Origin of the sequence: Stenotrophomonas sp. WZN-1 (genome assembly GCF_002192255.1) — a bacterium.
GTDB lineage: Bacteria > Pseudomonadota > Gammaproteobacteria > Xanthomonadales > Xanthomonadaceae > Stenotrophomonas.
Genome location: NZ_CP021768.1, coordinates 3509995 through 3535446 on the forward strand (window position 1 = coordinate 3509995; position 25452 = coordinate 3535446).

General features: G+C 64.3%; 26 protein-coding genes and 1 tRNA gene. 11 read left to right on the forward strand and 16 right to left on the reverse strand.

The window, feature by feature from the left end:
* The first annotated feature begins 393 nt into the window (after positions 1 to 393).
* The 4 genes from CCR98_RS16470 to CCR98_RS16480 all read left to right on the forward strand — a co-directional run bounded on the left by CCR98_RS16470 (position 394) and on the right by CCR98_RS16480 (position 4688).
* Positions 394 to 2007, forward strand: coding sequence for an ATP-binding protein (locus CCR98_RS16470; protein WP_087923443.1), 1614 nt, complete (start codon positions 394 to 396; stop codon positions 2005 to 2007).
* Between the two features lie 60 nt (positions 2008 to 2067).
* Positions 2068 to 3441: a sigma-54 dependent transcriptional regulator gene (locus CCR98_RS16475; protein ID WP_087923444.1), complete on the forward strand. Its 1374-nt coding sequence runs from the start codon at positions 2068 to 2070 to the stop codon at positions 3439 to 3441.
* A gap of 190 nt (positions 3442 to 3631) precedes the next feature.
* Positions 3632 to 3961 carry a hypothetical protein gene (locus CCR98_RS21115; protein ID WP_157721540.1) on the forward strand — a complete coding sequence of 110 codons (330 nt, stop codon included), beginning with the start codon at positions 3632 to 3634 and terminating at the stop codon, positions 3959 to 3961.
* A complete protein-coding gene (locus CCR98_RS16480) occupies positions 3933 to 4688 on the forward strand; it encodes a zeta toxin family protein (RefSeq protein WP_087923445.1) in 756 nt (251 codons plus the stop codon). Before CCR98_RS21115 ends, CCR98_RS16480 begins: the two co-directional genes overlap by 29 nt.
* Positions 4689 to 4738: 50 nt before the next feature.
* Here the strand turns inward: CCR98_RS16480 and pilB are convergent, their stop codons facing one another.
* From pilB to CCR98_RS16495, 3 genes are all read right to left on the reverse strand, one after another.
* Positions 4739 to 6469 carry a type IV-A pilus assembly ATPase PilB gene (gene pilB, locus CCR98_RS16485; protein WP_087923446.1) on the reverse strand — a complete coding sequence of 577 codons (1731 nt, stop codon included), beginning with the start codon at positions 6467 to 6469 and terminating at the stop codon, positions 4739 to 4741.
* A gap of 224 nt (positions 6470 to 6693) precedes the next feature.
* The gene (locus tag CCR98_RS16490) at positions 6694 to 7101 is read right to left on the reverse strand and encodes a pilin (protein WP_087923447.1); all 408 of its coding nucleotides are present in this window, start codon (positions 7099 to 7101) and stop codon (positions 6694 to 6696) included.
* Between the two features lie 116 nt (positions 7102 to 7217).
* A complete protein-coding gene (locus CCR98_RS16495; protein ID WP_087923448.1) occupies positions 7218 to 7634 on the reverse strand; it encodes a pilin in 417 nt (138 codons plus the stop codon).
* Positions 7635 to 7989: 355 nt separating this feature from the next.
* Between CCR98_RS16495 and CCR98_RS16500 the strand changes: the two genes are divergently transcribed.
* From CCR98_RS16500 to coaE, 3 genes are read left to right on the forward strand one after another with little or no spacing between them, the layout of a single operon-like run.
* On the forward strand, positions 7990 to 9249 hold the full coding sequence (locus tag CCR98_RS16500; protein ID WP_087923449.1) for a type II secretion system F family protein: 1260 nt from the start codon (positions 7990 to 7992) through the stop codon (positions 9247 to 9249).
* A 7-nt stretch (positions 9250 to 9256) separates the two neighbouring features.
* The gene (locus tag CCR98_RS16505; protein ID WP_005418626.1) at positions 9257 to 10120 is read left to right on the forward strand and encodes an A24 family peptidase; all 864 of its coding nucleotides are present in this window, start codon (positions 9257 to 9259) and stop codon (positions 10118 to 10120) included.
* Positions 10121 to 10131: 11 nt separating this feature from the next.
* On the forward strand, positions 10132 to 10743 hold the full coding sequence (gene coaE, locus CCR98_RS16510; protein ID WP_087923450.1) for a dephospho-CoA kinase: 612 nt from the start codon (positions 10132 to 10134) through the stop codon (positions 10741 to 10743).
* Between the two features lie 73 nt (positions 10744 to 10816).
* On the opposite strand, the gene CCR98_RS21120 is transcribed toward coaE, so the two are convergent.
* The 9 genes from CCR98_RS21120 to rimK form a co-directional block, all read right to left on the reverse strand.
* Positions 10817 to 11095 (reverse strand): hypothetical protein, encoded by a 279-nt coding sequence (locus tag CCR98_RS21120; protein WP_157721541.1) that lies wholly within the window; start codon positions 11093 to 11095, stop codon positions 10817 to 10819.
* Positions 11096 to 11559: 464 nt separating this feature from the next.
* Complete coding sequence (locus CCR98_RS21125; RefSeq protein ID WP_157721542.1) at positions 11560 to 12207, reverse strand: hypothetical protein; 648 nt, start codon at positions 12205 to 12207, stop codon at positions 11560 to 11562.
* Positions 12208 to 13092: 885 nt separating this feature from the next.
* Positions 13093 to 13479, reverse strand: coding sequence for a hypothetical protein (locus CCR98_RS16525; protein ID WP_087923453.1), 387 nt, complete (start codon positions 13477 to 13479; stop codon positions 13093 to 13095).
* A gap of 490 nt (positions 13480 to 13969) precedes the next feature.
* Positions 13970 to 15340, reverse strand: coding sequence for a HAMP domain-containing sensor histidine kinase (locus CCR98_RS16530; protein ID WP_032957212.1), 1371 nt, complete (start codon positions 15338 to 15340; stop codon positions 13970 to 13972).
* A complete protein-coding gene (locus CCR98_RS16535; protein WP_005410804.1) occupies positions 15303 to 15980 on the reverse strand; it encodes a response regulator transcription factor in 678 nt (225 codons plus the stop codon). Before CCR98_RS16535 ends, CCR98_RS16530 begins: the two co-directional genes overlap by 38 nt.
* A 161-nt stretch (positions 15981 to 16141) precedes the next feature.
* On the reverse strand, positions 16142 to 16603 hold the full coding sequence (locus CCR98_RS16540) for a hypothetical protein (RefSeq protein ID WP_087923454.1): 462 nt from the start codon (positions 16601 to 16603) through the stop codon (positions 16142 to 16144).
* A 115-nt stretch (positions 16604 to 16718) separates the two neighbouring features.
* A complete protein-coding gene (locus CCR98_RS16545; RefSeq protein ID WP_087923455.1) occupies positions 16719 to 17189 on the reverse strand; it encodes a hypothetical protein in 471 nt (156 codons plus the stop codon).
* 95 nt (positions 17190 to 17284) lie between these two features.
* On the reverse strand, positions 17285 to 17764 hold the full coding sequence (locus CCR98_RS16550; protein WP_087923456.1) for a hypothetical protein: 480 nt from the start codon (positions 17762 to 17764) through the stop codon (positions 17285 to 17287).
* Positions 17765 to 18023: 259 nt separating this feature from the next.
* Positions 18024 to 18902 carry a 30S ribosomal protein S6--L-glutamate ligase gene (gene rimK, locus CCR98_RS16555; RefSeq protein ID WP_005410807.1) on the reverse strand — a complete coding sequence of 293 codons (879 nt, stop codon included), beginning with the start codon at positions 18900 to 18902 and terminating at the stop codon, positions 18024 to 18026.
* 167 nt (positions 18903 to 19069) lie between these two features.
* Here rimK and CCR98_RS16560 point away from each other — a divergent pair, with 167 nt between their 5' ends.
* Together CCR98_RS16560 and CCR98_RS16565 are read left to right on the forward strand one after the other, a co-directional pair.
* Positions 19070 to 19435 carry a hypothetical protein gene (locus CCR98_RS16560; RefSeq protein ID WP_232463040.1) on the forward strand — a complete coding sequence of 122 codons (366 nt, stop codon included), beginning with the start codon at positions 19070 to 19072 and terminating at the stop codon, positions 19433 to 19435.
* Positions 19436 to 19513: 78 nt separating this feature from the next.
* Positions 19514 to 19936 (forward strand): thioesterase family protein, encoded by a 423-nt coding sequence (locus CCR98_RS16565; protein ID WP_087923458.1) that lies wholly within the window; start codon positions 19514 to 19516, stop codon positions 19934 to 19936.
* 168 nt (positions 19937 to 20104) lie between these two features.
* Here the strand turns inward: CCR98_RS16565 and CCR98_RS16570 are convergent, their stop codons facing one another.
* Positions 20105 to 21139, reverse strand: a complete 1035-nt coding sequence (locus CCR98_RS16570; protein WP_232463041.1) for a hypothetical protein — start codon at positions 21137 to 21139, stop codon at positions 20105 to 20107.
* 241 nt (positions 21140 to 21380) lie between these two features.
* Between CCR98_RS16570 and CCR98_RS16575 the strand changes: the two genes are divergently transcribed.
* Positions 21381 to 22259, forward strand: coding sequence for a PoNe immunity protein domain-containing protein (locus tag CCR98_RS16575; RefSeq protein ID WP_232463042.1), 879 nt, complete (start codon positions 21381 to 21383; stop codon positions 22257 to 22259).
* A gap of 1 nt (position 22260) precedes the next feature.
* On the opposite strand, the gene CCR98_RS16580 is transcribed toward CCR98_RS16575, so the two are convergent.
* From CCR98_RS16580 to CCR98_RS16590, 3 genes are all read right to left on the reverse strand, one after another.
* Entirely contained in the window at positions 22261 to 22665 is a 405-nt protein-coding gene (locus tag CCR98_RS16580) for a DUF805 domain-containing protein (RefSeq protein WP_087923461.1), read from the reverse strand.
* A gap of 301 nt (positions 22666 to 22966) precedes the next feature.
* Positions 22967 to 23040: transfer RNA gene (locus CCR98_RS16585), tRNA-Gly, on the reverse strand.
* 110 nt (positions 23041 to 23150) lie between these two features.
* Positions 23151 to 24971: an autotransporter domain-containing protein gene (locus tag CCR98_RS16590; RefSeq protein ID WP_198361096.1), complete on the reverse strand. Its 1821-nt coding sequence runs from the start codon at positions 24969 to 24971 to the stop codon at positions 23151 to 23153.
* A 240-nt stretch (positions 24972 to 25211) separates the two neighbouring features.
* Between CCR98_RS16590 and thiS the strand changes: the two genes are divergently transcribed.
* A complete protein-coding gene (gene thiS, locus CCR98_RS16595) occupies positions 25212 to 25412 on the forward strand; it encodes a sulfur carrier protein ThiS (RefSeq protein WP_087923463.1) in 201 nt (66 codons plus the stop codon).
* Positions 25413 to 25452 lie beyond the last annotated feature (40 nt).

Below are 25452 nucleotides of genomic sequence, written 5' to 3' on the forward strand. Positions count from 1 at the left end.
GAATAGGAACGACCGCACGCAATTCCTCAGGGCCCCGGCGGGGCGCCGGCATGGACCGCGGCGGGCCCACTATTGTGGCCGAGCCAGCGCCGGGGCGCAAAGAAGTCTGTACAAAACGCCAGACCCGGCCAGATTTCCGCCGCCATTCAGGCAGTTGCGCCCAGCGGCCTGCTGGCCACCGGTATCCATCCCGGGCCAAATGCGCGATCCGGGCCGCTCCGGCGGCGCCGTGCCGGGGGCCCTATACTGGTCAACCAGGGTGTGTAGAGTCGAGCCAGCTCGACGGCTTCCACCGCAGGCCACATCGAAGCGACGTGCCCGCCCGGCCTCAGGGGACGCCAGGCAGGCCCGCCGCAGATTCCAGACCCAGGCAGCCAGAAGGGGAGTTCCGGCGTGTCACCCAGTGCTTCATTGATCGACCGCATCGAATCGATTCCGCGGCGTGAGCTGTATTTCTTCGCGCTGTACCGGGTGCTGATCGCCTCGGTCATCGCCGCCCTGCTCTACAGCCCGCTGTCGGCCATGGTCGGCGAAGCCCACCACCCGCGGCTGGCCGACACCGTCGCCGCCATTTACCTGGTGCTTTCGCTGCTGGCCCTGGTGATCGGCCGCAACGAACGCTGGCTGCGCCCGATCGTGGTCAGCGGCGTGCTGGTGGACATCGTCGCCGCCACCCTGCTGTCACATGCCCTGCCCGGTGCCAGCGCTGGCATCTCGATGTCGCTGCTGTTCAACATCGCCGCCGCCGCCACCCTGCTCCCGCTCAGCCTGGGGCTGGGCCTGGCGCTGGCCGCCAGCCTCGCCACCGGCGTGGAATACACCTGGAAGCTGCTGGAAGGCGGCGACCCCACCCGTACCCTGGCCGAACTGGCGATGTTCGCCACCAGCTACCTGGCGCTGGCCTTCATCAGTTACCAGGTCGGCAGCCGCGCGCGCCGCAACCAGCAGCTGGCCAACCAGCGCGGCGATGAAGTGGCCAACCTGTTCCAGATCAACGAGCTGATCATCCGCCGCATGCGTACCGGCGTGCTGGTGGTCGACGCCGACAACCGCGTCACCCTGGCCAACGAGGCCGCCTCGATGCTGCTCGGTGACAGCGATGGGAGTGGCGAAAGCGGCCGCCTGGACCTGGCCAGCGCCGCCCCGGAACTTGCCCGTCGCCTGCAGCGCTGGCGCAATGGCTGGGCGCAGGACGAACTGCCGCTGCAGCTCAACCCCGACCAGCCCGAAGTGCAGCCGCGTTTTGCCCGCCTGCTGGCCGGCAGCGAACTGGCCCTGGTGTTCCTGGACGACTCCAGCGTGGTCTCGCGCCGTGCCGAATCGCTCACCCTGTCAGCGATGGGGCGCTTCTCGGCCAGCCTCGCCCACGAGATCCGCAATCCGCTGGCCGCGATCAACTACGCAGTGCAGCTGCTGGAAGAAGGCACCGGCTTCAACGAAAGCGACCGCCGCCTGCTGCAGATCATCCGCCAGCAGTGCCAGCGCACCAACGGCATCGTCGAAAGCGTGCTGGGCCTGGCCCGGCGCGAGCGCGCCACGCCCGAGAACGTCGACCTGGCCGCTTTCGTGCGCCGCTTCGTGCTGGAGTACAAGCAGGGCCAGACGCTGGAAACCGACAGCATCGAGCCGATCATCAACGACACCTCGGTGCTGGCCCAGGTCGACACCAAGCACCTCTACCAGGTGCTGACCGTGCTGGTGCACAACGCCCTCAAGTACGGCCGCATCGGCCAGCAACCGGCACGGGTGCGCCTGCGCGTGGCCCAGCACGAGCGCAGTGCGGTCATCGACGTGATGGATCGTGGCCCCGGCATTCCCGAAAGCGTGGCCGCGCAGCTGTTCCGGCCGTTCTTCACCACTTCCGAGCATGGCACCGGACTGGGCCTGTACATCGCCCGCGAGCTGTGCCGGGCCAACCAGGCACGGCTGGACTACATCCCGGTGCCCGCCGGTGGCTCGTGCTTCCGCCTGGTACTGCCCGGCCCGCATACGTTGTTGCCCACCTGATCCCGATTCTGTGCGTCAAACATTTGTCGCTTCCAGCCCCCTCGTTTATCTTTCACGCCCATGAACGAAACCCGCAGCGCCCTCGTCGTCGACGACGAACGCGACATCCGCGAACTGCTGGTACTGACGCTCGGCCGCATGGGGCTGCGCATCAGTACGGCAGCCAACCTTGCCGAAGCGCGCGAACTGCTGGCCAGCAATCCGTACGACCTGTGCATCACCGACATGCGCCTGCCGGACGGCAACGGCATCGAGCTGGTCAGCGAGATCGCCCAGCACTACCCGCGCACGCCGGTAGCGATGATCACCGCCTTCGGCAGCATGGACCTGGCGGTGGAAGCGTTGAAGGCCGGTGCCTTCGACTTCGTCAGCAAGCCGGTGGACATCGCCGTGCTGCGTGGCCTGGTCAAGCACGCGCTGGAGCTCAACAACACCGAGCGCCCCGCGCCCGGTCCCGCCGCCGAACAGGGCGCGCGCCTGCTTGGCGACTCGCCGGCCATGGAGGTGCTGCGCACCACCATCGGCAAGGTCGCGCGCAGCCAGGCGCCGGTCTACATCCTCGGTGAATCCGGCGTGGGCAAGGAGCTGGTCGCACGCACCATCCACGCGCAGGGCGCGCGCGCGGCCGGCCCGTTCGTGCCGGTCAACTGCGGCGCCATTCCCGGCGAGCTGATGGAGAGCGAATTCTTCGGCCACCGCAAGGGCAGCTTCAGCGGCGCCCACGCCGACAAGCCCGGGCTGTTCCAGGCCGCGCATGGCGGCACCCTGTTCCTCGACGAAGTGGCCGAACTGCCGCTGCAGATGCAGGTGAAGCTGCTGCGCGCGATCCAGGAAAAGTCGGTGCGCGCGGTCGGCGCCGCCAACGAAGAGCCGGTGGACGTGCGCATCCTTTCGGCCACCCACAAGGACCTGGCCGAGCTGGTCGAGGACGGGCGCTTCCGCCACGACCTCTACTACCGCATCAACGTGATCGAACTGAAGGTGCCGCCGCTGCGCGAGCGTCGCCAGGACCTGCCGGAACTGGCCGCGTCGGTGCTGGCACGGCTGGCCCGCAGCCACGGCCGCCCGACGCCGCTGCTGGCGCCGTCTGCACTGGACGCGCTGGCCCAGTACGCCTTCCCCGGCAACGTGCGCGAACTGGAGAACATCCTGGAACGCGCGCTGGCCCTGGCCGAAGAAGACCGCATCGGCGCCGACGACCTGCGCCTGCCGCAGCACGCCCCGCGCACGCCCGGCAGCGCAGCGCACGCCGAAGCCGTGGTGGACCTGCAGCCCGGCAGCGCCGCCCTGCCCTCGTACATCGAACAGCTCGAGCGCAGCGCCATCCAGCGCGCGCTGGAGGAGAACCGCTGGAACAAGACCCGCACCGCCGCGCAGCTGGGCATCACCTTCCGCGCGCTGCGCTACAAGCTGAAGAAGCTGGGGATGGAGTAAGCGGTCGGGCACGAAGTCGGCCCCCTTTCCGAGGGAAAGGCCATCAAAAGGCCATCAGATGGTCCAACAAACTGAACAAATAAATGGACGCAACATCATTGATCAGGCCACCTTGTTGTCGCCCGAGTGATCTGATAGCGTCCGCCCCATGCCCCGGAAATCACCCCCGCAGCCATTCAGGCAAACGCTTGTGGTCGCCAACCGCGTTGCCGCCGCCCCCCAGAAGCCGGGTGCCAAGAAGGCCACGGACAACTGGCGCCAGATTCAGTTCGGCTCGGTGCTTATCAATAGTCCAGCGCTGGACGCCAAGGCTGGTCGGCAAGGCCGCGCGGAAAGCCAGCGCGCGCTACAAGCACTTGGCCAGGCACTAGGCCGCCCTGGCGTCACACTCAAGGAAACGCGGGGCGTTCCTTACTACAGTGCAGACCCACAGCACCCTGGCGTGATCATCCGCCGCCTCGATGGAAAGACAGTCCAAGGACGGTTTGTCAATGGCAAGTTCAAGGAAAACGCCGCCTGATCTGGCGAGTGCATTCGAACGCATAGAACGGGCAAGGGCGGAGACCAATCGTCCGCTTGCGGTCATTCTTGCCGGCCACAATGGATCTGGCAAATCAACGTTGTGGTATGAGCACCTCGCCGATTCGTTGAAGATTCCGCTGATCAATGCAGATCGCATGATGCTGTCCATCCTGCCGGATGCGAACAAGCAGGCGCTCCCACAATGGGCGGTGCAACTACGAGACGAAAATGCCGCGTGGATGAAGGTCGCACAACAAGGAGTCCAGGCTTTCGTCGGCCACGCGATGACGGCAAACGTGCCCTTTGCGCTTGAGACAGTGTTCTCGCACTGGCAACCTCGTGGCGACGGCACGTTTGAATCAAAAATTGATCAGATCCAACAACTGCAGATAGCGGGCTACTTCGTCATTCTGGTTTTTGTTGGGTTGGCCAATGATCAACTTTCCATTGCCCGGGTTCTGACGCGTGTTGCAAGCGGCGGACACAACGTCCAGCTGGGGAAGCTGACCACGCGCTTTCCTCGAACGCAAACGGCCATTGCAGCTGCTGCGGGCGTGGCTGATGCCTGTATTCTGACCGACAACAGCCTGAACGAGGAAGAAGCCTTTACGGTATGTCGGATACAACTCGGCAGTATCGAAGTTTTCGACTGCCGTACGGGCGACCAAGCAGTCGCCAAGCCCATCCTTGAATGGATGAACATCGTCAGTCCGATCGCTGCGTGACCACAGGAAGAGCTCCGCCATGCGGAGCTCTTCACTGATCACTCTCTACCTCAATCCTTGGTAACGCGATTGATCTCGGCCAGGCTGGTGACGCCCGCAGCCGCCTTCTTCAACGCCGACTGGCGCAGATCGTTCACCCCGATCTGCTGGGCAGCTTCAGCAATCTGCAACGCATTGCCACCGGCCAGCACGATCGTGGCGATCTCGTCGGTCATCGGCATCACCTGGTAGAGACCGGTACGGCCCTTGTAGCCCTCGGTGCACTCATCGCAGCCCACTGCCTCGTACAGTTCAATACCCGCATCCAGCTGCGCCTGGGTGAAGCCTTCGGCCAGCAACGCATGCTCGGGCAGATTGGACGGGCGCTTGCAGGTGTTGCACAGCCGGCGCGCCAGGCGCTGGGCGATCACCAGGGTCACCGAGCTGGTGATGTTGTACGGCGCGATGCCCATGTTCATCAGGCGCGCGATGGTCTGCGGCGCATCGTTGGTATGCAGCGTGGACAGCACCATGTGACCGGTCTGCGCCGCCTTGATCGCGATCTCGGCCGTCTCCAGGTCGCGGATTTCGCCGACCATGATGATGTCCGGATCCTGTCGCAGGAACGAACGCAGCGCCGCGGCGAAGGTCATGCCGCGCTTGTTGTTCTGCTGCACCTGGTTGACGCCGGGCAGGCGGATTTCCACCGGGTCTTCGGCGGTGGAGATGTTGCGCGTCTCGTCGTTGAGAATGCCCAGCGCGGTGTACAGCGACACCGTCTTGCCCGAACCGGTCGGGCCGGTCACCAGCACCATGCCGTACGGCTTGTGGATGGCTTCCAGGAACAGCTTCTGCTGGTCCGGCTCGTAACCCAGCTTGTCGATGCCCAGCTTGGCCGCGCTGCCGTCCAGGATACGCAGCACCACCTTCTCGCCGAACAGGGTCGGCAGCGTGCTCACGCGGAAATCGATCTGCTTGCTCTTGGACAGGTTGAGCTTGATGCGTCCGTCCTGCGGCACGCGCTTCTCGGCGATGTCCAGCTGCGCCATCACCTTCAGGCGCGCGGCGATGCGCTGGTTCAGCTTCACCGGCGCGCGCGCCACCATCTTCAGCAGGCCGTCGATGCGCAGGCGCACGCGGTAGTCGTCTTCATAGGGCTCGAAGTGGATGTCCGAGGCGCCCTTGCGGATCGCGTCCACCAGCACCTTGTTGACGAACTTCACCACCGGGGTGTCATCGCCCTTGGCATCGATGCCGGAGTCGCCACCGGCACCGAGATCCTCGTCTCCGGCCGCAACGTCCAGGTTGCCCATGCCATCGTCATCGCCCCCCAGCGCGTCGCCCAGCGTGTCGTGGCTGGCATGCCACTGCTCGAGCGTGCGGCGGATCTGGTCTTCATCCACCAGGATCGGCTCCACCACCAGGTTGGTGTGGAACTTGATCTCGTCCAGCGAATGGGTCGGGTTGCTGGTGCCCACGAACAGCTTGCCGCCGCGTTTGAACAGCGGCAGCACGTTGTGCTTGCGCAGCAGCTCCTCGCTGACCAGGCTCATCGCGTTCTGGCTGGCGTCGAACGTGGACACGTCGAACAGCGGCATGCCGAACTCGACCGCGTTGGCGGCCGCCAGCTGGGCCGCCCCAACCACCTTGTTCTGCGCGAACCAGGTCGGCAGCGGCTGCCGGGCGGCAGCGGCCTTGGCCATGGCATCGCGGGCGGAAGCCTCGTCCAGCGCACCATCCTGGACCAGGCGACGGGCCAGGCCGGTGATGCCGACGAGATTGGCGGTGGTTACGGCGTTCATATGGATCCTTGGCTCATCATGGGTCAGGCAGTGCGGCGCGCCTTCCAGGGGCACCGCACAGGGCAGCAGAACCTGCCGCGACCCGATGGCCGACGACGACGCCAATCCTTCAGCATGACTGCCTCGCCCGGCACTCCCAGCCCGGCAGGCACGATCCTGACTCCCCCGGGGATGATAGCCCCGTCAACGGCCCGCCAACATCCCATTGGCAGGCCGAAGTGTGATCAACAGCCGGTTGGACGATAGCGCGCTTCGAAGGCGCTGCCGTCGCAGGTCCAGGTGCCGTCGGCTGCGCGGCGGAGGATGAGGTCTTTGCCGTTAACGGCAGGCCCACCAATGACGGTACAGCCTATGCTGGCCACGCCACTGGCCGCGAGCTCTGCCGATACATCCGAACAGCGCACAGTAGGCCTCAAGCCCACGTAGGTCGCGTCAATCAACGAACTATCGCGGTTGTCCTGCACTGTCGTTTCAATTGTCGTCTTGCCCGGACGGATATCGGCGAAAGCTGCCGACAACTGCGCCCTCGCAACATAGTCCTGATAGATCGGCAATGCAATTGCCGCAAGGATCGCAATGATCGCCACGGCAATCATTAACTCAATCAAAGAAAACCCACGCTCCCGGCTCATATGGAACGCTCCCCAATGGTTCCAGACCTACTGCAACAATTCTGACTGCCCAGGCAATCAGCCCCAAAAAAGAGGCCCCGACGAGCGGGGCCTCTGATCAATCAATGTGGGTCACATTAACCGGTGACGCAGCCGCTCGGGATGTACTTCTTTTCCGCTGCGGTGATATCGGTCTTGCAAGCCCAGGTGCCATCAGCAGCACGCTCCACACGGATCTTCTTGCCGACGATCTTCGTGTTGCCCGCAAGGGTGCACTCGATCGAGCCAGTCTCGCTCAGCGCAGTGATCGGGGTGATGGTGCAGCGATCGGAATCCTTCAGACCCAGCTCGGCAATATCAGCAACAGTGGTCTTGCCTTCGTTCAAGGCAACTTCGTACTGGGTCTTGCCAGGGGTGATTTCAGCCAGGCCAGCAGTAACCTGCGACTTGGCCACATAGTCCTGATACATCGGCAGGGCGATGGCGGCCAGGATGGCGATGATCGCAACGACGATCATCAGTTCGATAAGGGTGAAGCCCTTCTGGTTCTTCATTTGGTACATCCCCAAGATAAGTGGTGGTTGATATCAGAAGACAGGATCGGTCTGACCAGCGGCCAGCTGAGCGGGTCCTGCCCCCTGCGGGTGGATCAACGCAGGTTGCGTGCCAACCCCGGCACGCCTCCCCCTGGATTTCCCCGCACCCATGATGGCAGCTATTTCACGGATGGGAACCCCCTGAATGCGAATCTGCGATGGACGCGGCAATGTGACGCAGTGCGTCACCTTTGGTCGGCAACCGGCACGAATTCGCATGATGGCGCCTCCAACAACTGCCCAGACGGGCGTGAACCCGCTACCATCAACGGCTAGACGCCCGCCTGGGGATGGCGGGTCTTGGGGAGCCGATATGTCTGTCAGTCGCAGTGCGATCAAGAAGGAGCCCGTGGCTCGCAACACCACGGACTTGCAGCCGTTTGTCTGGGTGGGGACCGACAAGCGGGGTGTGAAGATGAAAGGCGAGCAGGCCGCGAAAAATGCGAACCTGCTGCGGGCTGAGTTGCGCCGCCAAGGCATTACGCCAGGCACGGTCAAACTCAAGCCCAAGCCGTTGTTCGGCGGCTCCGGGAGCCGAATCTCGCCGAAGGACATCGCGTTCTTCAGCCGGCAGATGGCCACCATGATGAAGTCCGGTGTGCCTATCGTCAGTTCGCTGGAAATCATCGCCAGCGGGCACAAGAACCCGCGCATGAAGAAGATGGTGGATGGCCTGCGCACTGATATCGAAGGCGGATCATCGCTCTACGAAGCGGTCAGCAAGCATCCGGTTCAATTCGACGAGCTCTACCGCAATCTGGTCAAGGCCGGCGAAGGCGCAGGTGTTCTGGAGACGGTGCTGGACACCGTCGCCAACTACAAAGAGAACATTGAAGCGCTGAAGGGCAAGATCAAGAAGGCGATGTTCTATCCCGCCATGGTACTGGCGGTTGCCCTGTTGGTCAGCGGAATCCTGCTGGTCTGGGTGGTGCCGCAGTTCGAGGACGTATTCAAAGGCTTCGGCGCGGACCTACCCGCTTTCACCCAGATGATCGTGAATCTGTCCCGCTTCATGGTCTCGTGGTGGTGGCTGATCCTGCTGGTCATCATCGGATCGATCGTCGGCTTCATCGCGGCCTACAAACGCTCGCCCAAGATGCAGCACAGCATGGACCGACTGGTGCTCAAGGTGCCTGTCATCGGGCAGATCATGCACAACAGCTCCATCGCCCGCTTTGCCCGTACCACCGCCGTCACCTTCAAGGCCGGCGTGCCTTTGGTGGAGGCTTTGGGGATCGTGGCCGGCGCCACCGGCAATACGGTTTACGAACATGCCGTATTGCGCATGCGCGATGACGTGTCGGTCGGTTACCCAGTCAACATGGCCATGAAGCAGACCGCCCTGTTCCCGCACATGGTCATCCAGATGACCGGCATCGGTGAAGAGGCCGGTGCCCTGGACGCCATGCTGTTCAAGGTGGCCGAGTACTATGAGCAGGAGGTCAACAATGCCGTTGACGCCCTCAGCAGCCTGCTGGAACCGATCATCATGGTGATCATTGGTACCATCGTCGGCGGCATGGTCATCGGCATGTACCTGCCGATCTTCAAGCTCGCTTCCGTCGTCGGATAATCACTACATGGCATTTCTCGACCAGCATCCCGGCCTCGGCTACCCCGCCGCGGCCGCCCTGGGGCTGCTGCTGGGCAGTTTCCTCAACGTCGTCATCCTGCGCCTGCCCAAGCGGCTGGAGTGGCAGTGGAAGCGCGATGCGCGCGAGGTCCTGGAGGAACCGGACTTCTACGAGCCCCCGCCACCGGGGATCGTGGTCGAGCCCTCGCACTGCCCGCACTGCAAGCACAAGCTGAGCTGGTACGAGAACATCCCGCTGTTCAGCTGGATCATCCAGGGCGGCAAGTGCCGCCACTGCAAGGCGCCGATCTCGCTGCAGTACCCGCTGGTCGAGGCCCTGACCTCGGTGCTGGTACTGGCCTGCGTCTGGCAGTTCGGCTTCGGCTGGCAGGGCTTCGGTGCCATCGTGCTGACCTGCTTCCTGATCGCCCTGTCCGGCATCGACCTGCGCACCCAGCTGCTGCCCGACCAGTTGACCCTGCCACTGATGTGGCTGGGCCTGATAGGCAACATCGACAACCTGTACATGCCCGCCAAGCCGGCATTGGTCGGCGCGGCGGTGGGCTACCTGTCGCTGTGGATGGTCTGGTGGCTGTTCAAGCAGCTGACCGGCAAGGAAGGCATGGGCCACGGCGATTTCAAGCTGCTGGCCGCCCTCGGTGCCTGGTGCGGGCTGAAGGGCATCCTGCCGATCATCCTGCTGTCGTCGGTGCTGGGCGCCATCATCGGCTCGATCTGGCTGTACACCCGGGGCCGTGACCGCGCCACGCCGATCCCGTTCGGCCCCTACCTGGCCATCGCGGGCTGGCTGTACTTCATGTGGGGCGCTCCCGTGGTGGAGCAGTACCTGGTGTTGAGCGGACTGCGCTGAGGGGAATCCCCATGAGCCGGTATGTGGTTGGCCTGACCGGCGGCATTGCCGCCGGCAAGAGCGAGGTGACCCGGCGCTTCGAGGCGCTGGGCATCGTGGTGGCCGACGCCGATCTGGCAGCCCGCGCGGTGGTCGCTGCCGGCAGCCCCGCCCTGGGCCGCATTGCCGAGCGCTTCGGCACCGACATGCTGCAGGCGGACGGCAGCCTGGACCGGACGCGCCTGCGGGCCCACGTGTTCGCCGATCCGGCCGAACGGACGGCATTGGAAGCGATCACCCACCCGGCCATCCGCCTGCTGATGCAACAGCAGTGCGAGCAGGCCACCAGCCCCTATGCGATTGCCGCCATTCCGCTGCTGACCGAGGTCGGTGGGCGGCAGGCCTACCCGTGGTTGGACCGGGTACTGCTGGTGGATGCGCCCGAAGCCGTGCAGCACGCCCGGCTGATGCAGCGCGACGGCATCGACGCCGCGCTGGCCGACAAGATGATCGCCGCCCAGGCCAGCCGCACGCAGCGGTTGGCACTGGCTGATGATGTGGTGGTCAACGATGGTCACCCGGAAGATCTGCAGGCGCAGGTGGAAGCGCTGCATGAGCGGTATCTGGGGTTGGCTGGGGATTGAGTCCTAGTGTTGCGCGGGAATGCATTCGCGCATGGCTTGGATCCACTGAGACATTGCCACCCCCTCATCTCGATCAACGTCGACGTTGCCTTTTCCGCCTACGCCTATCCGCCGATCCTTTTCCGTGCCAAACCACAACGGAAACAAAAATGAACATCACTCCCGCGACAGCCCAGGAAAAGCCCATCAGTTTGTTATAGGCCGACTGCCCGAACAGACGAATCAAGGCGCTGTACAGGCTGCAGTTCGCTCGGCAAGGCCCCGTTCCAATCAATGCATCGTCCATGACCGCCGCGCCATAGACGACCATCAGCACACCCACGAGACATCCGAAAATACGCACGGCAAGCATCTGTCTTCCTGCGTGGGCGTCATAGACTCTGCAACGGGCGCAAAGAACTCCAACCCTTTGGCGGATTACTCAAGCACCTCAGCTCTACGACTCAGAACTTCCTGATCGACCCCGCTCGATCAAAGTGAAGTCTTGATCTGTATCTAGACAATGCAGTAGACCGAATCCAGGCGCTCGCAACAACGCACCTCGTCCGAGGTGCTGCCATTCTTCCGCGGAAAAGCCAACTGCATAAGAATCATCATCGATCACGGCAACCACGATCCCGCGCGCTCCGCCACCAAGATCAACGGTGTCGCCACGCAGCACCTTTTCCCCATCCGGGTAGTTCATAGGAGGCACTCAGGCAAGTCCATGAGCGCCGACGAGATCAGAGCGCGCTTCGAGCTCAAGCATGCCTTCGGATAGCACCATACGGGGCGGTCGATTCGGATTTCCAATTGTCGGCCACCAACAGGACCACGCTAGACATACGGATCGAAATCCAATGAGACCCCACCAGACGCCATCAGTCTGATCACGTCACAAGAGAGATTAAAACCCGGCCACACCCCGCGCTGACTCGACAGGCGTATTCCCACCTGCAGCGCCCACAGCTTTGCCTTTCCCTCCACCTTCTCGAGGCCGCGCTGCAACGCTTCATGAACTCCTCCCTGGATGTCGCCAGTTCTGTATTGCTGGCGCTCGACTCTGGAAAGGATGACTTCTTCACCACTTACAGGAGAGTCACCAACGAGAACGACAACCAGCTCAGGTCGCGTAGATGGAGCACTTTCCTCCTCCAATTCCAATCCATCTGCGCCACCGTCTCCAGCCAACTCGGGATCGAAATTCAATGAAGCGAATATAGACGCCATCTTTTCAACGGTTACGGAAGAGAGGTTTAGACACGCCCTCGCCCCCCCCTCGCCAATCCGAACTCGCACATCGACCTCAAGAGCCTGATGAGTCGGCTCGGCGAGGCTTGCCGCTCCGCGACAATCAATGACGTTCCTGATCAGTACATCCGCAGCATCCACCTCATTCACTTCGCGCGAAAGCTGCGCCATCAAGTCATAGCTCGCACAGCCAGCTGCCGAAGCCGTCAATTTCACTTCAATCTCAGGATGCATCACTTCCACCGACAATTGGCAACTTCCACGAATAGAGCAGCGAATTATACGAATACCAGAATGATGCATTCGTAGGTTCGCTGGGGACCGAGCCGCTTGCAATGCGCAGAAGCGCTTTCACGCATGACTTGGACCTCCTGAGATATTTCATCCACTCATCTCTATCGACGCCGACGTCCCTTGTTCCGCCTACGCCTTCCCGCGGATCCTTTTCCGCGCCAAACCACGACGGAAACAAAAATGAATATCACTCCCGCGACAATCCAGGAAAGGCCCATCAGCTTGTTATAGGCCGACTGCCCGAACAAACGGATTAGGGCGCTGTACAGACCGCAGTTCGCCCGGCAAGGCCCCGTTCCAATCAATGCATCGTCCATGACTGCAACGCCATAGACGACCATCAATAGACCCACAAGAAAGCCAAATATCCGTAGGAACACCACTTACCTGCGCCCCTTCCAATTGATTAACGTGTCGCGCACTACCTCAATGATATCGGCAGACTCGACCTCGGGCCTTGAGAGAAGTGGCGGATACGGATTTATACAGTAGGCGCTCGCACAAGAGCAGCCGCGCGCATGAACCTGCGCCACAAACGATGGCCAGCCCGAGGACCTGCAGGCGCAGGTGGAAGCGCTGCATGAGCGGCATCTGGGGTTGGCTGGGGGCTGAGGCCTAGCTACCGGCCAGCGGCCGGCACTACCAAAGCAAATCCACGCATGGCGTGGATCTACTGGACGGCTCGATTGCCGGCCAGCGGCCGGCACTACCGGAGCGAATCCACGCATGGCGTGGATCTACTGGACGGTTTGGTTGCCGGCCAGCGGCCGGCACTACCGAAGCCAATCCACGCGCTACCGAAGCGCATCCACGCATGGCGTGAACCTACTCCAGCTGCAGGCGGGCATAGCGGGCCAGTTCTCGTGCGCCGAGCAGCAGGCCGTCGACGACATCCGGGCTGAGCTGCTGATGGGCACCGCCCTGCTCGCGGGCGGCTTCGGCGGCGTGCAGCACCTGCATGAGTGCATTCAAGCCGGCCAGGGTGCGGCTGAGGCCGGCCATGGTGGCCGCCTGTGCCGGGCTGAGGCCCGCAGCTTCCAGCCGCCGGCCGTCGGCGGCATCGCGGCCGTCCATGCGGGCCAGCAGCGCAGGCAGCAGATCCTTGGGATCATCGAGCAGGGTTTCGATGCGCTCGGCGACGTCGGCTGGCAGCAGGTCGGCGGCTTCGCCGATCAGGGCGTGAAGTTGAGGGAACAGTGGGCGTGCGGACATGGTGTGGCTCCTCGCAGTCGGCAGGCCACCTGCGGATGCAAGGTGGCGGACGGTGCGGGTTGGCGTACCGGAGGCCCAACAACTCAAGCGCGAGGAAAAAACTCCAGCGGATTCTGATGAATCCCCACGCACCGTCCGCCGAAAGAGGCAGGCGATGCATTTTCCATGATGAGCCGCAGCACACCCGGAGCGCTTGAGTCGAAGGATTTTTTCAGGACGCCAATCCCGGCCAGGGCACCTGCCCCAGCCGCTCCATCTGGCCATCCCGCAGCACCGTGATCTGTAAGGAAATTCTCAAGCCACAGTTGGGTGCACGAATGCGTGCATGCGGACACGCGCGCGGCGTGGCGGCGATCACGGTGATGTCGTGTTGGGCTTCTGGCCGATCATTCCTGCGAGGGGGATACGGTGGCACAAGCGACACAGGGCGCGATGCGAGGTCGGCAGGATTTGTGCCGACCAAGGTCGGCACCCACCAAAGCAGGGGCTCTTACAACGGCTTCGGCGAGAACGTCAGGGTGGCGATCACGCCGCGCTCGCCACCGGGGCGCACGCTCACCTGCCAGCCGTACAGATCACACAGGCGGCTGACGATCGACAGGCCGATGCCACCGCCCTGCGAATGGCCAGCATGCGTACCGCGATAGCCACGCTGGAACAGCTTGGCGGCGTCTTCTTCGCTCAGGCCCGGGCCACTGTCAGTCACCGACACCGAATTGCTGCCGACAAAGACGCGCACTTCCCCATCCTGCGAGTACTTCACCGCGTTGCCGATCAGGTTGCCCAACGCCACCGACAACGCCGCCTCGGGCGCATCGATCACCAGGTTGCGCTCGCCTTCCAGCGCCAGCTCCAGCGGCTTGCCACCCAACTGGGCGCGGTGCGCGTCCAGCAGCTGTTCGGCCACGCGGGCAACATTGCTGGTGCCCTGCCCGCGCTCGTTGCGCGACAGCAGCAGCAGCGCGCCGATCAGGTCGCTGCACTGCTGTTCGGCACGCTGGATGCGCTGCAGGCGCTGCAGCACCTTCTCATCCAGGCCGGGCCGGGTCAGCAGCAGCTCGGTGGCGCCACGGATCACCGCCAGCGGCGTGCGCAGCTCGTGGCTGACGTCGGCATTGAACTCACGGTCGCGCTGCACCACTTCGGTCAGCCGCGACGAATAATCATCCAGCGCCTGTGCCAGCTGCCCCACTTCGTCATCGGGGAAACGCGGTGCCAGCGGCTCGGGATCACTGGTGCCGCCGCGATAGGCACGCAACCGCGCGGCCAGGTCCGAGACCGGCTTCATCACCTTTGATGCCGACCACCAGCCCAGCACCAGCGACAACAGGCTGAACACCAGCACCGACAGCACCAGTGCGCGGTTGAGCTGCTGCCCACCGCGCACGCTGTCGGTCATGTCGTAGGCCAGGAACGCCCAGGCGTCGGGCGTCTTGCGCACGGCCAGCTTGTAGGAATAGCGCTGACCACGCTCGTCCACGCCGCCCATGTTGTACAGGCCATCCTTGAACTCGTACCAGTCCGGCTCTTCCTCGCGCAGCGCATCAAACTTGTCAGGCTTGATCAGGCGCGCGCGCATCTGCTGCACGGGCAGGTCGGGGTTGCGATCCGGGCTCTCGTAGAACCGCCGCACATACTCGTTGATGTTGCGGTTCATCACGTCTTCCACCAGCTGGTTTTCCACGCGCATGCGGGCCCAGTTGGTGGCGAACGCAAACAGGGTCGTCAGGCAGAAGCCCAACAACACGAACGAGACGATGATGCGGCTGCGCAGGCGCCGCCGATACGGCGAACGCCGGCGCTCCCCCTTGGTTGCCACGGAATCAGGCTTCCGGGGTGGCGATGCGGTATCCGATGCCATGGCGGGTCTGGATCAGCGGTACTTCAAACGGCTTGTCGACCACCGCACGCAGGCCGTGGATGTGGACACGCAGCGAATCCGAGTCGGGCAGTTCTTCGCCCCAGACGCGGGTTTCCAGCTCCTGGCGGGTCACCACGGCCGGCGCGGCCTCCATCAGGGCCTGCAGGATCTTCAGCGCGGTCGGGTTGAGCTGCAGCAGCTTGCCCTGGCGGCGCACTTCCAGCGTGTCCAGGTTGTATTCCAGGTCGCCGGTTTCCAGCACGCGGGTCTGCACGCCCTTGCCGCGGCGCGACAGTGCGTTCAAGCGCACTTCCACTTCCTGCAGCGCGAACGGCTTGATCAGGTAGTCATCGGCGCCGGAATCGAAACCGGCCAGCTTGTTGTCCAGCGAGTCGCGGGCGGTCAGCATCAACACCGGCGTCTGCTTGCGCGCTTCGTTGCGCAGCTTGCGGCACACTTCGATGCCATCCATGCCCGGCAGGTTCAGGTCCAGCACGATGGCGTCGAACTCGTGGACCACGGCCAGGTGCAGGCCGGTCACGCCGTCGGCGGCGAAGTCCACGGTGTGGCCACGATCCTCAAGGTAGTCGCCAAGGTTGGCGGCGATGTCGCTGTTGTCTTCGATTACGAGAATGCGCACTGGGACCTCTGGTTCTTGAAGGGTCGTCGGGGGGCCAGGCCCACCTGCTCAGGATGCCCCTGTGCGGGTGGACGCGACGTCTACCTGCTGAACGATACAGGTTCCATTCTTAACATTTCGTACCGAAGGGGCGACACCGGCAGAAGCCCCGGGGCGAGCGGTCAGCGGCTGATGCGCTGCTGGTCGGTCAGCGCCCGGCGACTGTCTTCCTGGGCCTTGCGACGCTGGGCCACGGTCAGGCAGACGCTGGTCGGCAAGTTGCTGCCGGTAAGGCGCTCGCGGCGGCAGATCATGCGGCTGTCGGCCTGGGCGCGGGTCATGATGGTGTTGACGATCTCCTGCTCGTTGAACAGGTCGTTGCGCTCCTGCGGTGCGAGCTCATCCACCTTCTCGCGGCCATTCATCTTGATCCGGATCCTGTTCAGTGCCTGCTGCACGCGGCTCTTGTCCTCCAGCCCGATCTCGCTGTAATCCTCGCTGCCCATGGCCGTTTCAACGCGGCGGATCTGTTCGGACACCGGGGTGAAGGAATCCATCTGCACGGTGTCCTTCTGCGCCTTGGCCTGCACGGTGGCAACCAGGCCCAACGACAGCATCAGGGTGAGCGCAGTCTTGCGGTACATGACGAGCTCCATGTTCGTCCATGAATAGGGTCTGGACTTTACGGTTCCGCCAATGCGTCCACAAGGGACGCACGGCAGGGTGACCGGTGGCGGCGTGCAATCGGTCCGGCAGCGATCAGGGCTTGTAGTTGTTGAAGCGCTGGTTGTCGTTGAGCGCCTTGCGGCTGTCTTCCTGCGCCTTGCGGCGCTGGGCCACGGTCAGGCAGACGCTCTGCGGCATGTTGCTGCCGGTGGTGCGCTCGCGGCGGCAGACCATGCGGCTGTCGGCGTGGGCGCGGGTCATGATCGTGTTGATCACTTCCTGGTCGTTGAAGATCTCGGTGCGGTCGTGCGGACTCAGCTGCTCCACACGCTCGTGGTCGCCCATCTTGATCTTGATGCGGCCCAGCGCCTGCTGCACACGGCTCTTGTCTTCCAGCCCGATCTCGCTGTAGTCCTCGGTGTTGATCGCCGCTTCAACGTTGCGGATCTGTTCGGCCACCGGGGCGTTGGCGTCGAACTTCACCTGCCCTTTCTCGGGCTTGGCGTGGGCGGTGGTGGCCAGGGCCAGGCCCAGCATCAGGGCGACGGGGATCATGCGCTGCATCGTTACCTCCAGGTTCTTCCATGAGTGGAACATCGACCCTGCGGTGCCACCGATACGCCGTCACGGCACGTTCGGTGGGCCGAAAGGCAGTGCGGTCAACGCCCTGCGGGCGGTGGGCTGAGCGTGTTGTAGCTGCGCTGGTCGTTGATCAGCGCCTTGCCTTTCTCTTCGATCCGGCGCCGTTCGGCCACGGTCAGGCAGCGGCTCTTGGGCATGTTGCTGCCGGTGGTGCGTTCGTACCTGCAGATCTGGCGGCTGTCTTCATGGCCACGCGCCAACAGGGTGTTGATGCGTTCCTGCTCGTTGAAGACCTCGGCCTGCAGCTGCGGCGGCAGCTCCTGCACGGTCTGGCGCTCGCCCATGTGCTGGCGGATGCGCGACAGCGACTGCTGAACCTGGCTGCGATCGTCGGCAGACAGTTCGGCATAGTCGGGGGCGGCCAGGGCGGTTTCCACCTGGCGCATCTGCTCGGCGACCGACCCCTGCCGGTCCATCTGTACAGCGGCCTTCTCCGGCTTGGCGGCAACAGCGCCAGACAGGCCCAGCAGCAACGCGATCGTCATGATGCGGTACATCGCCAACCTCCCGATCCATCCCGGAACGAAGGGCCAACTCTACGACCGTCACGCGGCGTCCACAAGAGACCTTGGGCACAGGGCCGAGCAGGCATAAAAAAGGCCCAGACGGTGCACCCGCCTGGGCCTGAAGTCGTATCCCGATACCGATCCTGCTGAGAGGCAGAGCTGCGGTTCGCTGAAGCCTACGCCGGGGCCGATTAAAGCCTCGTTAAAGCGCCGGATCATTTCGCCATGAGAATCATAACCGACTGAATGATCAGGGCTTTTTCAACTTTTCCACGTGCTCGATGATGCGTGTGGCCACGTCGACGCCGCAGGCCGCTTCGATGCCCTCCAGGCCCGGCGTGGAGTTGACCTCCAGCACCAGCGGGCCACGCGCAGAGCGGATCAGGTCCACGCCGCACACCGACAGGCCCAGCGCCTTGGCCGAACGCACCGCCACCTGCTGCTCGGCGCGGCTGGCCTTGGCGGCCACGGCGGTACCGCCGGCGTGCAGGTTGGAGCGGAAGTCCCCCTCCGGTGCCTGCCGCTGCATCGACGCCACCACCTGGTCGCCCACCACGAAGCAGCGCAGGTCCGCGCCCTTGGCCTCGCCGATGAATTCCTGCATCAGGAAGTTGGCGTACAGGCCGCGCAGCGCTTCGACGATGCCGCGCGAGGCACTGGCCTTCTCGGTCAGGATCACGCCGCGCCCCTGGGTGCCTTCATTGAGCTTCACCACATGCGGCGGCGGGCCGAGCATGGACAGCAGATCGACGGTGTCGTCGGGGTTGTCGCCGAACACGGTGACCGGCATGTCGATGCCCTTGGCCGCCAGCAGCTGGTGCGCGCGCAGCTTGTCGCGCGAACGCAGGATGGCATCGGACGGATTGGGCGTGCGCGCGCCCATCAGCTCGAACTGGCGCAGCACCGCGGTGCCGTAGCGGGTGATCGAGGCACCGATGCGCGGAATGACCATGTCCACGCCGGTCATTGGCCGGCCCTTGTAGTGCATGGAAAAGCCATCGGCGGCGATGCGCATGTAGCAGCGCAACGGGTCCAGGATGCGCACGGTGTGGCCGCGCGCGCGCGCCGCCTCGACCAGCCGACGGGTGGAATACAGAGAGCTGTTGCGGGACAGGATGGCGAGCTTCATCGCAGTGGGATCGGTCGGCAGGCGCGCAGCATAGCGCGGGCGTGTGGCGGGTGGATGATGCCCTGCCGGCAGGCGCATCTGCGTGCCTGCCGGGGCTGTGCGAAGATGCCTGTCGCCGGCTGCAGGACAGGACACGGCCGGCTTACACAACCCAAGGAGAACCACAGATGCGAATGGGAATTCCGCTGTTGTTGCTGTTTGGCCTGGTGGGAAGCGCCGCTGGAGTGCAGGCCGCGCCGACCCACGCAGTCTCCCGGCTCTACTTCGATGCCAACAGCACCCTGATCGGCCAGGGCCTGCGCTACTGCACGGGCAAGACCCAGCACCAGGGCATTGCCTCACACGCCAATACCCGCTGGATCGATGTGTCCTACGCCTGCCAGGGTGACTCGACCGACGTCTCCTACGGCAGCTGGGTACCTGCGCAACTGCGGCAGGACTTCTGCACGCTGTATGACGCCTGCACGTCACTGATGCCGTGGCCGGAACCCGGCCTGCCCGGCACGCTCGGCAACGGCTTCTACTCGGACTGACGGCCGGTAGCGCTGTGCCATCTCCGGCGATGGCAGCACCGTCGCCGGGGACTCCACCCGCTATGCCCCGGAGACTTCATGCCACTGACGATCCTTCCGCGCTTCTCCGAAGTGGATGTACTCGGCCACGTCACCAACACCGCCCTTCCCGTCTGGTTCGAGGAAGGTCGCCAGGAGATCTTCCGGCATTTCAGCCGCGAGGCCAGCATGCGCGACCTGACGCTGATCCTGCGCCGCTACGAGATCGACTTCCTGCAGCAGATACAACCGGGACACGAAGTGCGCATCGAGACCCGCATCGAGAACATTGGCCGCTCCTCGCTGTCGATCGTGCAGCAGGCGTTCCAGTTCGAGGCCCTGGTGGCCAGCGGGCGCTGCGTGATGGTGCATTTCGACTACACAACCAACGCCTCGCGCGCCATCGATGCGGAGCAGCGCCGGGCGTTGTCAGGGCTGTTTACCGAGGAGTATGCGCAGCGGGTGCAGGCGGCAGGCGCATGAGCCATGCGGAAATCCGGTCATCCGCGTTCGGTACTGCCCGCAGCCCACTCTTCAGCGCTTCCAGCACTTTCCCGGCATGCATCCTGGTGTGCAACGTGAGCGTCATGATGCCTTCCACTTGCCCGTCTCCGGCGGTGGGAAGGCCATCGCCGGAGACGTCCCCATGACTCATCCAGGGGATACGTGCCGCTGATCCGCGCGGGGAAGGCGCAGCGAGAAGCATCCATCGCGGACACGCACGGCCAGTGCGGTTTCCCGCCATTCCACAGGCAGTGCCAACGCCGTGTGGGGCGTGGGGATGCGTGTGATCGCCTCGAACGTCCAGCGTTCCTCATAGGCTCCGCAGCGAAGCGTTCCGTCATCGCCGACCTCGATCACATCGATCCAGGCCCCACTCCGGGCCTTGCCGCTGCCGCCCATCGCACGGCGGCCAATGGCCTGCCAATGCCCCTGCCAGTGCACGAGCCATACGCCCTCGATGGGACGCAGATCTCCATCAAGCACGCTGCCCGCTACTACCACGCATCGTCCGGACGGGCTGGCGATGACCGTTTCCAGATCGCAGGCGTGACGGTCACTGCGCTCGCCATCAAGACAGAGGGCGTACGGACAGATGCGTGTAAAGAGAGTCGGATGCGCGGTCAGGCGCAGGTCGTCGGGAAGCAGCGGGATGGCCTGCAGCACCCGGGCATCAGGCAGGACATGCCGCACTACCTGCGGCAACCCGGCGGCCAGCGCCGGGTGCTCCTGTTCCAGCCATAGACCCCGGCAGGGGCGCAGCGTGGTTGATCGACCGGGAAGATCCCTCAACCACATCGCGGCTTCGGCATCCCCGCCAAGCTGCCGGCGCTCGTGCAGTTCCTGCCAGAACAGACTGGGAACAATCGCCAGCAGGTGGATCACCCTCTTGTCCGCTTCGTCGTAGACGATCACCGCTTCGCTGCGATCGCTGTAGCCACTGGCCACACGCAGCGCGCTGCCCGCCAGCGCCTGCCACTCGCCGCTGGCATCGTGGCTGCCTGCGGTGGATACACCCTCGACAATGGCGCCATCGCGCAGCATCACGGTGCCGTAGGCTGGCCCACCCATGCCCAGCTCGCCCCAATCCAACAGGACATCATGCGTGGGCGGCCGGACGGCGAAGGGCAGCTTCGCCCGTGAGCGCAGCAGTGCGCCACCTACGGCATCGCCGACCAGATCCAAGCGCTGCAGCACGCCGCCCAGGGCAAGGCATGCGGCCAGGCCAACGACCACACCCCAAGGCGACCACCACGCCACGCAGATGGCGACCCATATCAGGAATGGCAGCCACTGGGTGAAACGGCGGAGGGCGATTCGATCAACGGTCATGCGGTCTTGGTGGCGGCGACTGCGCACCATTCAAACCTTCAACGCTGTGCCAGGCAATGGGGCTTGAACCGGCAATGCCGCTAGACTCTCCCTGATGATGGAATCGATGACTGCCGTGAAGCGCCGGAATCGGCTGCAGGAAATCTTGCCGCGATGGAGAGCACTGGCCAAGGCCCCGGGCCTACCGCGCCGCACGCTTCGGCTGCCTGATTGGCAGGCGGACTGGAACGCAGGCATGGCCTTGCTTGCACGCCATGCGCGCAATGGCGGTGAATCTGCGGAGGAACCGCTGCAGGGGCATGCGGCCCTGGAGCATGCCTACGGCTGGGAAACGGCCGCACAGACCGGCAGCAACCTGCTGCTGAAAGGCATCGACCGGGGCTTCGCCCCCGCCGCATTGCAGCAGATGCATGCCGACGTAGCAGATCTCTGGCTCGAGCATGCGCGTTTGCTGGCCATTGCCCGGGGCAGCCTGCAACAGCAAGGCCACGACATCGCGCTGGCTGCGCCGTTGCAATCGCGCACAACGCAGCACTACGAGTACGCGCTGCAACTGTTATCACTGGGCGTGCTGCTGGATGCGCAGGAGCGCCTGCCGGCGCTGGTGGAGAAGGTGCTCTGCTTCGACACCGACCGCGTGCTGGACTACCTCACCGCGCCGGCGCTGGGCCTGGTGGAAGCCAGTGATGAGGTCTTTCATCCGCGACCGTTCGCCGAGCTGTTCGCACCGCTGCGCGACGATGAAGCGTTCGACCCTTCGCTGCTGGCCGGCTACCTGCAGGTGCAGTACCGCGACTTCTTCCTGCTGGCGCCAAAGGCCCAGAAGCGGACCCGACGCCTGACTGGACCGAATGCATGGGGATACTGGGCGCTTGAGGTGGCAGCGCTGGTGGTGCTGTATGGCGGTGACGACGCCACACTGCGCACCTGCCCGCACTACCCTTCCGACCTGGTGGACTTCGCCCGGCGCTGAGTCACGCACCCGGCAGGCCGGAAACATCGCCGAATCGATTCTCTTCCTCGTTGCCCGGCAGGAGCATGAGAGGGAAGAGGACGAATACACCCAGCGGGATGAAGGCGATCACAACGTACCAGCCAGACTCGTCGATGTCGTGCAGTCGTCGAACGGCCAGGGCCAGCATCGGCGGAAGAAGGACGATGACCGCGCAAACCGTCATCACGCTTCCCAGTGTCCGGAACGGCCCGAAGGCCTCCCAATCGAGCAGCACGGTGCCTGTCAGCCAGTATCCGCTGTCCATCAAGGTGTAGCCCACTGCCACCGCAAGCGCAGCAAACAGAGAGTACGACCAGAACTCCTTCCGGTTGGATCGCCCTGAAAAATCAAAGCAACGCCTGATGGGCACGAGTGTGGCGATCATTCACGCTCCGGGCAGCGGACGAGGAGGCAGGGGTTAACGATCTTTTAGCATCCCCAAACCCAGCATCAACTGAACCCTGCGGCACGACGGGCGCGGCAGACAGCGGAAGTTGCAAGAGCCCGCGTCGACGATTCAAACGCGATTGCAATGCGCCTTGTAAACAAGTCACTCGGCCGTGGTTCGGAGAAGCCACAGTCCAACGCATTGAAGAGAGAAATCAGGGCGTTGCCGCCACACGCTGGACTTCGGCGCGGTTCAGCGAGTGCGCCGCGTCTGCTTGGGGGTGAATACCCCGGAGACATGGAGCGGGCGATGGGAATCGAACCCACGTCAGTAGCTTGGGAAGCTACAGCTCTACCATTGAGCTACGCCCGCATTGCGGGTGAAAGTCTATGCGGAGCGGCCGGTGTTGCGCAATGGCACCATGCCGCGAGGGGTCAGAGCCCTTTCCTTGCGGAAAGGGATCCGACCCCGGCGGTTGCTGCTTAGAACGTGCCGCTGAAGTTGGCGAACAGGGTGGCGTCCTGCGCGCGCTTCTGGCCGGTCGATGCGCTCAGGCCGAAGTTGCTCTGCAGGCCGAACAGTTCGGTACGGGCACCCAGCACGACGGTGGCGTAGTTCTTGTCGAAGTTCAGGCCCGGCACGCGGTAGTTGCCCAGTTCCGGCAGGGTCTGCAGCCAGGCGCTGGCCTGCTTGGTGTCCTCGAACTCGTGATCGTAGGTCACCTGCGCGTACGGCTTGACGGTGCCGCCATCGAAGCGGGCCTGCCAGCCGATGCGGCCGACGGTCGAATCGACGTTCTGGCGGTCGTAGCCCAGCGCGGTGGCCAGGGTGCCGGCCGCAGCGCTTTCGGTGTAGCCGTCGATCTTCACCTTCTGCCAGATCACCGAGGCGATCGGGCCGTGGCGGAAGCCGCCTTCGGTGCCGAACTCGTAACCGGCGTTCAGGGCGGCGGTCAGGTTGCTGCCGTCCGGCGAACCGCCGTGTTCGCGGGTGGCCGGGCCCAGCTGGACCTTGCGGTTCACGTCATAGGACAGCCAGGTGTAGCTGACCTGGCCGTTGACCCAGATGCGGTCGCCGTACCAGCCGGCGAACAGACCGGCGGTGGTGTCCTTCTGGGTGAAGTCGCCGCGGCTGTTGCCGAAGTCGGCATTGAGGCGGCCGAAGCCGGCGAAGCCGCCGAACACCATGCCGTCGCGCGCCCAGTCGATACCGAACAGGCCGGCCGGGGCCAGGCCGTCGTACAGATCGGCGTGGTCGTAGCGCTGCAGGTCACCCCGCACGCCACCCCACCAGGACAGGCCGTCAGCCGGACGACCGCCCAGGTGCATGCTGACCTGGTCCGCACGCGAACGGCCGATGGTCTGTGCCGAGTGGCTCAGCACCTGCTGCAGGCGCGGGCCTTCCAGCACCGAGACCGCGTACTGGCCCAGCAGCTGATGACCGGCGGTGGTCGGGTGCACGCCATCGGCGAACAGGTAGGTGTTGGCCGCATCCGGGCTGACGTAGCTGGTCGGATTGCAGGTCAGGATGCTCTGCGTCGAGTTGGCCGGATCAATCTTGCAGGCGGTGCTGGTGACATTGGTGAAGCCATACATGGCCGGATTGGCGGTCACTTCACGCAGGATGCTGAAGGTGTCGAGCGGAATGAACTCGATGCCCGCCTGCTTCAGGCCACCGTACAGGGCCTTGTTGTAACCGGCCGACAGTGCGGTGGCGGCGGCGGCGTTGGGGCCGCGGAACTGCGGAGTGATGCCCACGTCCGGCAGATTCGGCACCAGCACGTACTGGGCACCGGCCTGCTTCAACGCGCCCACCAGCGCGATCTGGTCGGTGACCGCGGCGCCGATGATGCCCTGCACCTGCGCCTGCGATGCACCACCGGCCGCTGCGCGCGTGGCCGCGAACAGATCATTGGCACCGCCCCAGACGGTGTACAGGGCATTGGCGTCAGCCTTGCCACCATTTGCGGCAAGGTAACGGGTCGCCTGCGACTTCAGCGACGGAATGGCTCCCAGGCCACCGGCTTCGTCGACCGATACACGGGCGCCGCCAACGGCGTAGTTGTCACCGTTCTGGCCATTGCCATTGGGCGTGCCGTTGACGCCGTAGTAGTTGGCGACCTGCTGCGACCACACCCAGCCCGGGTTGGTGGTGAACTGGCCGGTGACCGGCTGCACGCCGGGCGGCAGCAGCGGGCGGAAATAGCCGGCATCGGTGAGGCTGTCACCGAAGAACACGGCCTTGGAATACGGGGATTCGCCTGCCATGGCCGGAAGCGCGGCCAGCGCGATCGCGGCCGCCATCAGGGAGCGGATCGGGCGTTTGCTGAGCAGCATGTAAGAAACTCCTGTGGGGAAATCGTTGAGGACCCGGCGGACGTACGCCGGCGCACGGTGAATGGTTTCACTGCGCCGCGTTTTGCTCACGCTGCGCCGCCGCATGGATTGTCGCCCGACCACGTCAAAACAGGCTGTGCCAGAGCTGGCGCCCGGTTCAAATTGCAAACGTTCCGATCCCGGCGGGCTATCAGCGACAATGCGCGGATGAACATCCAGCTCAATGGCGAATCCCGCACCCTGCCCGCTTCGGCGACCCTCCATGACCTGCTGCTGGCCGAGCAGCTGCTGCAGCGCCGGGTGGCGGTGGAGGTCAACGGCGAGATCGTCAGCCGCAGCCGCCACGGCGAGCACGTCCTGGCCGAAGGCGATGTGGTGGAGATCGTGCACGCGCTGGGCGGGGGTTGAGGCCTGCGCGGGTGTTCAGGGGTCAGACCCCTTTGCCGGT